The sequence below is a fragment of the Staphylococcus sp. GDY8P196P genome (assembly GCF_017891705.1).
Lineage (GTDB): Bacteria > Bacillota > Bacilli > Staphylococcales > Staphylococcaceae > Staphylococcus > Staphylococcus ureilyticus.
Window position 1 is genome coordinate 1 of the sequence record NZ_JAESJS010000029.1, and the last position, 6,642, is coordinate 6,642.

6 protein-coding genes are annotated in these 6,642 nt (G+C 34.5%); 3 read left to right on the forward strand and 3 right to left on the reverse strand.

Annotation, left to right across the window (positions count from 1 at the left end; genetic code table 11):
* The first annotated feature begins 440 nt into the window (after positions 1 to 440).
* From KA814_RS13315 to KA814_RS13325, 3 genes are all read left to right on the forward strand, one after another.
* Entirely contained in the window at positions 441 to 584 is a 144-nt protein-coding gene (locus KA814_RS13315) for a hypothetical protein (RefSeq protein ID WP_002360221.1), read from the forward strand.
* A 253-nt stretch (positions 585 to 837) separates the two neighbouring features.
* Entirely contained in the window at positions 838 to 2,265 is a 1,428-nt protein-coding gene (gene fexA, locus KA814_RS13320) for a chloramphenicol/florfenicol efflux MFS transporter FexA (protein ID WP_078122474.1), read from the forward strand.
* 177 nt (positions 2,266 to 2,442) lie between these two features.
* A complete protein-coding gene (locus KA814_RS13325) occupies positions 2,443 to 2,859 on the forward strand; it encodes an NAD(P)H-dependent oxidoreductase (RefSeq protein WP_000855243.1) in 417 nt (138 codons plus the stop codon).
* A 282-nt stretch (positions 2,860 to 3,141) separates the two neighbouring features.
* On the opposite strand, the gene KA814_RS13330 is transcribed toward KA814_RS13325, so the two are convergent.
* The 3 genes from KA814_RS13330 to KA814_RS13340 are packed head-to-tail and all read right to left on the reverse strand — an operon-like array spanning position 3,142 to position 6,510.
* Positions 3,142 to 3,507, reverse strand: coding sequence for a DUF6262 family protein (locus KA814_RS13330; RefSeq protein ID WP_000619629.1), 366 nt, complete (start codon positions 3,505 to 3,507; stop codon positions 3,142 to 3,144).
* Position 3,508: 1 nt separating this feature from the next.
* Positions 3,509 to 5,422 carry a tyrosine-type recombinase/integrase gene (locus KA814_RS13335; RefSeq protein ID WP_029658482.1) on the reverse strand — a complete coding sequence of 638 codons (1,914 nt, stop codon included), beginning with the start codon at positions 5,420 to 5,422 and terminating at the stop codon, positions 3,509 to 3,511.
* A 2-nt stretch (positions 5,423 to 5,424) separates the two neighbouring features.
* Positions 5,425 to 6,510, reverse strand: coding sequence for a tyrosine-type recombinase/integrase (locus KA814_RS13340; protein WP_000867971.1), 1,086 nt, complete (start codon positions 6,508 to 6,510; stop codon positions 5,425 to 5,427).
* Positions 6,511 to 6,642: the final 132 nt, after the last annotated feature.

The window sequence follows — 6,642 nt, forward strand, 5'->3', positions numbered from 1 at the left end:
TCTTATCAAGAGTAAATTACTAAAAATCCATTAACATCAATGTTTTTACTTTAAGAACATATATTTAACGTGTTAAATCAAATGAAAAAATACAATGTAATTATTAGATGACAATTGATTACGGTCAGAAGAATGTACCACAAATAAAAAAACTAATTCCTTTTTATTTTATCGAGGAATTAAGCTTTTGACCTGCAACAATCACGCCCAATTTCGGAATATCTATAATATGATTTCGATCTTAAATTATCTACTTTAACTGACGCTACCTGCTCGTTAAAGAAGACCTATTTAAAAAAGTTTATACTGCACCTGCCTTTATTATGTAAGTAAAAGTAGTAAAGCTTTAAATTGGTTTTCAAAAAAGTAGGGTTGATTATTTCTTTTTCATCAATTATTATTGTGTTATTATCACAATATGAGAAAGGAGGCAAAAAGTAATGGGAATTGATTTCATTAATGTCGAGTTTAGAAAGCATGTAAAAGTTTCAGGGGATTTAGGTACAACGGGATCAGTATGTCCTTTTTCACAAAAACAAAAAATGGAAACACTACCGGAAAACTTTTTGCCTCCTTTTATATAATGGGCAAAAATTTATGAATCTATTGCATTTGTAAAAATGCATACGAATGATTAGGCACCGGTTGTTAAACTGGTGCCTTTTTTTTGTTTGATCAGTTCAGTTAGTTTGGAGAACCGAATCTTTAATCATGCTGTAGAAATATGGTGAGTTCGTTGATTTGGTTTTACAATATAAATAGATATGAGGTGAGGTTTATGGTGAAAGCAGTGGATTTAGCCTCCTAAAATCACAATATATTTTAGGAGGAAATAAAATGAAAAAGGATAGTAAATCTAAAGAAATGATTCAATCTGAAAAAAGGGGTTCTACTAGGCTTTTAATGATGGTACTCTCCCTATCTGTACTTGTAGGTGCAATTACGAGTGATATAGTCAATCCCGTACTTCCACTAATAAGCAAAGATTTAGAAGCTTCGAAATCTCAAGTGAGTTGGATAGTTAGTGGTATTGCACTTGTTCTTGCGATTGGAGTTCCGATTTATGGTCGAATCTCAGACTTTTTTGAGTTACGAAAGCTATATATCTTTGCCATTATGATTCTGGCAAGTGGTAGTCTTTTATGTGCAATTGCCCCGAACCTCCCATTGTTGGTTTTGGGAAGAATGGTTCAGGGTGCTGGGATGTCCGCAATTCCAGTTCTATCAGTCATTGCAATTTCGAAGGTTTTCCCACAAGGAAAACGTGGGGGAGCTTTGGGAATTATCGCAGGAAGTATTGGTGTTGGAACTGCTGCTGGTCCAATATTTGGTGGAGTAGTTGGTCAATATTTAGGGTGGAATGCCTTGTTTTGGTTCACATTTTTGTTAGCCATTATGATTGTTATTGGTGCCTACTACGCGTTACCGACAATTAAACCGGCAGAATCCGTAGGAAGCAATAAGAACTTTGATTTCATTGGTGGTTTATTCCTCGGCCTCACAGTAGGATTACTCCTTTTTGGCATCACTCAAGGAGAAACTTCTGGTTTTTCTTCGTTCTCATCGTTAACTAGCCTAATTGGTTCTGTTGTAGCTTTGGTGGGATTTATTTGGAGAATTGTTACCGCAGAAAATCCATTTGTACCACCTGTCCTGTTCAATAACAAGGATTATGTCAATACGGTCATAATTGCATTTTTTTCGATGTTTGCTTATTTCGCTGTTCTTGTGTTCGTCCCATTACTAGTCGTTGAGGTGAATGGACTCTCTTCTGGACAGGCTGGAATGATATTGTTGCCAGGTGGTGTGGCTGTTGCAATCTTATCTCCCTTCGTTGGCCGTCTTTCTGATCGATTTGGGGATAAACGTCTGATAATTACTGGGATGACTCTGATGGGGCTGTCTACCTTATTCTTGTCCACCTATGCATCTGGTGCTTCACCTCTGTTAGTTTCCGTGGGGGTCCTCGGAGTAGGGATTGCTTTTGCATTCACGAATTCTCCCGCAAATAACGCCGCAGTAAGTGCACTCGATGCAGACAAGGTTGGTGTCGGAATGGGGATTTTCCAAGGTGCTTTGTACCTTGGAGCAGGAACTGGAGCAGGTATGATTGGAGCATTATTATCCGCTCGACGTGATGCTACTGAGCCGATAAATCCATTATATATATTGGACGCTATGTCCTACTCAGATGCGTTCCTTGCAGCTACAGGGGCAATACTCATTGCCTTAATAGCTGGATTAGGTTTAAAAAAGCGTGGGTAATAACTTAGTTATGTAAAGATTAGTTATTGTTTAGTTCATCTTCTATAGTTTAAGCTGTAAATAAATAGCTTAGGAATCACGCAAATTTGAATTTCTTAGAATAGAATACTTTTAAGTAACTCAACTTTCGTACACTGTTTTATTGGTGCGAAAGTTGAGTATGTTAAGGATGAAACAATGAAAACATTGGTGATCGTTTCTCACCCAGATATGCCAAATTCTCGAATCAATAAAGTTTGGGTAGAAAAAGCAGCGTCTTATTCAAACGAAATTACCATTCATGATCTTTATAGAGAGTATCCTGATTTTATTATAAATGTAAAAAGAGAGCAGGAATTAGTTGAAAATCATGATAATATTATTTTTCAATTTCCATTATATTGGTATAGTTCTCCTTCATTATTAAAAAAATGGATCGATGAAGTGATTATATATGGATGGGCTTACGGATCAAAGGGTAAAAGAATATTTTATAATCGAAAATTAGGATTAGCTATATCAGCTGGCGTAAAAAAAGGTGAATTTACAAGTATGGGTAAAAACAAGCATACATTAACCCAGATGTTAACACCATTCAAATCTTTATGTGCATAGATTCATGCTGAATATGTACCAGAGTTTGTACTTTACGGTGCTAATTCGGATATGAAGGGCGAAGAGATACAGAAAAGTGCTAATGAGTATTTGCAATATATTAAAAAGTATTATTTAAGAGCATAAAACACTTCTGCGATCATGCCAACAATACTAGAAGAAAGCCCATTTCCCCTTAACACATTTAGGGAAATGGGCTATTGAAGTTATTGAAGGTTTTAGCGATTTCATTTTAGGTAGCCAATTCAAAGTGCCCAATAAATTCCAAGAAACACAAATCTGCTAAAACAGCTTGCCATGTAATTTTTGAACTTGATCCTTTAACCGTTCATTCTCTTCTTCTAACGCCTTTATACGGCTTTTTAAGGTTTTTATTAATACGTCCTCTGAACGAGGGCTTTTACTAGGTTTACGGGGGGTTAACTCACTTATCTGCATCCCTCTTAATGTCTCCACTCTAGTTCTAATATCTTTTTGTTTGTAAAGCCATGACTTTGAAACATTTGCTTTTTGTGCAACGGAATTAAAATTAATCTTCTCTTCTTTCAATGCCATCTCTGAAATTGTCTTTTCAACCCTAATTCTTGTTTTCTCCGACTTGTCTTTAGCTAGCTGAACTATGGCAGTTGTGTTACCTTTTCTAATCATTTTAATTCGTCTCCTTTAACGAATGAATAATCTGTTCTAATCTATTTTTAACACGTTCATTGGTTTCAACCTGACGCTGCCATTGGTTTTGTTTAGCCCTATTTAGTATTTCTTTAGTTCGCTCTAAGTGCTCTTCATGTTCAGTAAGAAATTGTTTACTTGTACAGAAATTCGTACAATCTAAACATGCATTTGCGTGAGGACATGGTCCTGCAATTACTGGTAACCGACAATAGCCATTAGGAAGTGCCTGTGCATTGATATTCTTTTTAAACCATTGAAGATCTGTATTGTCAGCTTCAGTATTTTCCTCACTTAAATCCAGAATGCTACCGTTATTCGTTACTAAGGTTTCCTTAAATTTCGTAAATTCCTTCTTTAGGGTTTCATCAAAAATATGTGCATATCTTGCCGTCATTTCCGGTGATTCGTGACCCAAGAACTTCTGGACAATATGTTGTGGCACTCCGTTATTTATCATTCTAGTGCCAACTGTATGCCGAAAGGCATGAGCATGAAAACGAAAAATTTCTCCGTTGCTGTCCGTTATCTTTTCTTCATAAGCTAGTTCATTTAATTTAACCCTAAAGGTATCTTGTTTCAATGGTGAGCAATCTTTTCGGGGAAACACATATACACATCCATCATCGAGTTCATCAGCCACCCTTTGCTCTTGAACTAATATCAATGCAGCAATTTCTTTAGAAATAGGAATGATATGCTCTTTCTTCATTTTCCACTGATAATACTTTAAAAAGCAATCCCCTTCTTTATCGGTTATGACGCTCCCTTTTTTCAATGTACAAAGTTCACTGATACGCATCCCGCATTCTTGAAGTACCATAACCATTGTAGCAATATAAGGTTCCAATTTATCTAATTTCCCATTTAATTGTTCAAGTATATGTTCATCAATATAACGTGGTAGTGCCTTCGGCACTTTAGGGTAATCTTCTTGAAAGATAAGGATCTTAGAAGGTGTATCCTTCCAGTCATATCTTTGAATTGTAGTAAAAAAAACGTCTAAAGTAGATATTCGTCCAGTTACAGTACTGGGTTTTAAACCTTTTAAATTAATATAATTAAAATATTGCTCAATTTCATTTCTAGTTAATTGATGAATCCTTTGTATACCTTCACAATTTTTGTTCATGAAATTAAAAAATTCTTTTAATTTTGAAGCTATATCTACTACGTGAGAAAAGCTAGCTGTGTTTAACATTAGTTTACAATATCGCTTAACTATTTCTTTAAAATAATTATTCTTAAAACCCTTAAAGTTGATCGTATATTCGTAGGATGTTGGGTTTACCTTATCTTCCGGTAATGATAATTTTCTTCGATTCCAAACATCTTTTTCCCATTCTTCCCCATCAAAATAGAAGTCCTCATAGAATTCCATAAACTGCTTAAGATGAGTAACGTAATAGGAATTCGCATGTACAGTAACTTTCTGCTGATTTACATCAAGTTTGTAATTAGTAGTCGTAGTTTTTACTTTTTGTTCTGTTAAGTAGGTCCGGTATTCTGTCAAAGCTTTTTTTATAGGCACTTCGGTTATCGATGTAATATTAGGATATTTTAAATTTAAAAATCCCATCATCCGGCTTATCACTGTTCCCTTTCTAATCCAAACGGATTTTGCATTCCAAGCTCCATTATTCAAGTGAAGGTAATAAAAATATTTTAATTCTGTTTTCAACCAGACATTTTCCACCTTATCGAAATTTACCCAACGATTTCTTAGTGACGGATTCTTACTTAACTCAATTGCACTAGGATGCGGACAAATTCTTATATCCCATCTATCTGCTGCCCAATAACCTTTTAAAACACTTGTCATATTAGCTATTTTTTTATTAATCTCTGTACTAGCGATAAGCTTTCGATTAGTTGCTACACTTGGAAATTTCATTGTCATGTTTCTCTCCCTTGAAGATACTTTTTATATTCATTCTTCATATCTTGATCAGAAAGATGAACATACGTATCAAGTGTTGTTTGTACATGGGCATGCCCTAATCTTTTTTGTACATATGCAGCATCCCATCCACTTCTAATAAGCTCTGTGGCATGCGTATGACGTAATATATGGGCAGTGAAAGTAATCCCTGTCCGTTTTCCTAGTCTTCTTATTAAGTCTAATACACTTTGATATTTTAGAGGGTGGCCAAAATAAGAATCTTTAAGATTAATAAATATATAATCATGATCTAAATCTTCCCCATATTCATGTACTAAGTAATCGGTATATAATGCCATTAATTCCTTACTTACATCAATAGTTCTTTCTTTTTTAAGTTTAATATAAGCTCCATTTTCATTATGATCTCTTGGCCTGATGTTAATCTGGTTATCCCATGTTGAAATATCTTCAATACGAAGGGATAATGCTTCTCCTATCCGAAGTCCCCCTTCATACATAAGCATAATAAGTAACTTATCTCTTTTGGTATGACATGCCTCAATTATTGCTTTGACTTGTCCATGTTCTAATACTTGTACAAGTTTCTTTTTGACCCTAAGCTTTAAAATATTTTTTTTATAGGATCTACCTTTAGAAATATGGTGAAGAAACCCCTTAAAGTTTCTTCCTCTTGCTTCTTTAGACATATCTATAGCTTTAAAATTTTCTGTGCGATTTAAATACTCTAAGAAACTAGTTACAGCGTTAAGTATGGAATTAACTGATGTTTCCTCTCTTTTAGCCTTCTTTGGTTGTATATCTATTACCTTTAAATGCCCTGCTGGATTTCTTAACCATCCTACAAAGTTTGCTAAATCCTCAAATTGTAAATCTCCTAATTCGATTCTACTTTGGCTCATAAATTCATAAAACAGCTTGAGATGATAACAATATGTTTTAATGGTATTTGGAGCTTTGCCCGTATTATCCAAGTACTTTATAAATCGCTTAACCGGTTCTATCACTTCAAATTCTTTATCTAGCAGTATGTATAACGGATATGATTTTTCCTCCACAATTACTTTCTGAACCTTCATCTTTCCACCACCTTTAAATACTTTAACTACTATTAATAATACCCTTATATATTTAATAGTTAAAGCACTGTAATTAAAAAATCCTAAACTTCGAGTACTTAGAGTACTCTAGTTTAGGATACTATGTTTAAT

What these genes read in the sequence shown, in the direction of transcription:
- KA814_RS13315 (WP_002360221.1), top strand. Translation starts at nt 441, where the DNA reads ATGGGAATTGATTTCATTAATGTCGAGTTTAGAAAGCATGTAAAAGTT.
- fexA (WP_078122474.1), top strand. Translation starts at nt 838, where the DNA reads ATGAAAAAGGATAGTAAATCTAAAGAAATGATTCAATCTGAAAAAAGG.
- KA814_RS13325 (WP_000855243.1), top strand. Translation starts at nt 2,443, where the DNA reads ATGAAAACATTGGTGATCGTTTCTCACCCAGATATGCCAAATTCTCGA.
- KA814_RS13330 (WP_000619629.1), bottom strand. Translation starts at nt 3,507, where the DNA reads ATGATTAGAAAAGGTAACACAACTGCCATAGTTCAGCTAGCTAAAGAC.
- KA814_RS13335 (WP_029658482.1), bottom strand. Translation starts at nt 5,422, where the DNA reads ATGAAATTTCCAAGTGTAGCAACTAATCGAAAGCTTATCGCTAGTACA.
- KA814_RS13340 (WP_000867971.1), bottom strand. Translation starts at nt 6,510, where the DNA reads ATGAAGGTTCAGAAAGTAATTGTGGAGGAAAAATCATATCCGTTATAC.